Here is a 2,495-nt window from a genome sequence, read left to right on the forward strand (position 1 = left end):
GGCCGGCAGCGCGGGCAGACGGCGCGGCGCGGCCCCGTGCCAGGGCGCGTTCGCGCCGCTCTCCGGACCCCCGTACGGATACGCGTACCCCTGCGGGAGGTTCGACCCCTGCGGCCTCGGCTCCGGCGCGGACTCGGGCTCCGGCTCCGGCTCGGAGCCGCCCTTGCGCTGTTCCGTGACCCGCGCGGCGGCCGCCTGCGCCCCCGCCCGGTAGGCGGCGATGGCCCCGGCCCGGGCGGCGGCCTTGAGCTCGGGGCGCTCCCCCGCCGCCTCCGGGGTGATGTGGTCGGAGTACCGCGGTCCGGTGTCGTACCCGGGCGCCACGAGCGGCGCGTACCCGCCCGCGCCGGGACCTCCGCTCGGCACCCCGCCCGGACCGTGCCCCGCGCCCGGAGCACCGTCCGACCCGGCCCGCTCACCGACCTGCGGTCCCCGTCCCCGTAAGGCACCCCCCGCACCGCCCGCACCCGCACCCGCACCCGGAGCCGGTCCGGCTCCGGACGACGTACCCGGGAGCGAACCGCCACCCGGGTACCCGGCACCGCCGAGCTCCGGCCCGGCGGGCGGCGCGCCGCCGGCCGGTCCACCGCCCGGGGCGTCCCCGCCCGGGGTCCGAGCGGACTCCGGGGGGACCGGGTCGTAGCCGCAGAGGGCGTCTTCCGCGGCGCCCGCGGCCAGCCCCGTCAGGACCACCCGCCCGTCATCGCATATCAGCACGGTCCGGGCCGTGATGTTCCGGTGCGTCCAGCCGTGCGCGTGCAGCACCCGCAGCGCGGTCAGTACGTCGGCGGCGACCTCCGCCGCCCGGTACGGGCTCAGCGGTTCTTCGGCGATCAGCGCCGCCAGCGGGCGCGCCGGCACCAACTCGCTGGCTATCCACAGCGAACCGCCCTCGGCGAACACGTCGAAGACCTGGTCCAGCCGCGGATGGTCCGGCACGGACGCGGCCGCCTGCGCGGCGGCGATGGCGCGGCGCACGGCCGGAAGGTCCCCCGTCGAGCGGCGCCCGGCCGGCCGGACCGCCTGCCCGAGCGGTTCGTCGAGCAGCTCTGCGTCCACGACCTCCGGCAACGGCACCTGCCGTACCAGGACTTCCTGTCCGCTGCGCGTGTCGAAGGCGCGGGTCTCGACCAGCTCGTACTCGTCCGACGGCGGCAGCGGCAGACGGTAGCGGCCGGCCAGGATCCGGCCCGCGTAGTCCTCCACTTCGCCTCCCCCGAGTGCCGGGGCGCACGTCCCCCATGGCCCCACTGCCACGATACGTCGCGCAGGGCGCCCGCGTCCCGGGCCCGGGAAGGCTCGTCACCCCGGCGGGGTCATCGGGGTGCCGGTCCGTCGGACTGAAGGACCGTCGGGCCGTCGGGCCGTCAGGCCAGCGGCTGGAAGGTCTGGAACGCCGTGTTGCGCATCGTCGTGCACTCCGGGCCGTCCCACTGGTCCGCCGCGCAGCTGATCATGATGGCGTAGCCGTTCTTCCCGTCCACCTTGAAGCCGCGGTTGAGCACCCGGACCTTGATGCCGTTCTGCACCCGCTCGAACTCCCAGTCGGCGACCGTCGGGTAGTTGTTGTACTCCGTCGGGTCGATCCGGATCGTCCTGTAGTTCGTGCTGGAGCTCGCCACTCCGGCGACCGCCGCCGCCCACGCGGCGCGGGCGTCGCTGCCGGGGCTGTTGGTGTGGTCGACCTGTATGCGCGGGAAGCCGCCGTCGCGGCTGTATATCGCGCCGGAGTTCTCGCCGGCTATGCCCGTCACCTTGAAGCCCGAGGGCATCACCATCGAGAAGTGGAACCCGGGGTCCGTCACCTTCGCGTAGCCGTCGGGGATGGCGGCTCCCGGACCGCCCGTGGTGGAGCCCTGGCCCTGGCTCTGTCCCTGGGTCTGCCCCTGGGTCTGCCCCTGGGTCTGCTGCCCGGCCGGGGACTGCCCCTGGCTGGGCTGGGTGCCGCCGTTCGCGCTGCCCGTGCCCGTACCGCTGCCCGTACCGGTGCCCTTGCCCGCGGTGGCATTGGTCCCGCCGGTCTTGGCGGACGCACCAGGGTCGGGGCTGCCGGACACCTTCGCGCCCGGACCGCCCTTGCCCTGCTCCTTCTTGGCGTCGGTGTCGTCCCCGCTGAACGCGTAGGCGATCAGCGAACCGATGACGGCGAGCACGACGACCACGCCGGCTATCGCCATGGCGATGGTCCGGCGGGACATGACGTCGGTGAGCGGCGCCGCGACCGGCGAGGTCCTGCCGGGGACGGCGACAGGGGCCGGGGCCTCGGCCGCCGAGGCCGCCGGAGCCGCCGCTGCGGCCGCCGCGGCCTTGCGGGCCGCCTTCAGCGCGGCGCGGGCCCGGTCGCGCTGCTCGCGCTCCTGCCGCTCGCGCTCCTTCTTCTCCGCCTTCTCGGCCGCCTTCGCGGCGGCGGCCCGGGGCGCCGCCCCCGGGGGGTCGGCGCGCGGGTTATTCCGGGTGTCCTCGACGGTCGGGGGGTGGACCGGTGCGGCCCCCCG

At 76.2% G+C, this 2,495-nt stretch carries 1 protein-coding gene and 1 pseudogene; both read right to left on the reverse strand.

All coding sequences use genetic code 11. The features are described 5' to 3' along the window. Positions 1-1,206 (reverse strand): protein kinase (locus tag ACFXA3_RS40845; RefSeq protein WP_385196268.1); only part of this gene is annotated, 1,206 nt, incomplete at its 3' end. 161 nt (positions 1,207-1,367) lie between these two features. Continuing rightward, a pseudogene (locus ACFXA3_RS40850) lies at positions 1,368-2,495 on the reverse strand (serine/threonine protein kinase); the annotation flags it as partial.

Source organism: Streptomyces sp. NPDC059456, assembly GCF_042750055.1.
Lineage (GTDB): Bacteria > Actinomycetota > Actinomycetes > Streptomycetales > Streptomycetaceae > Streptomyces.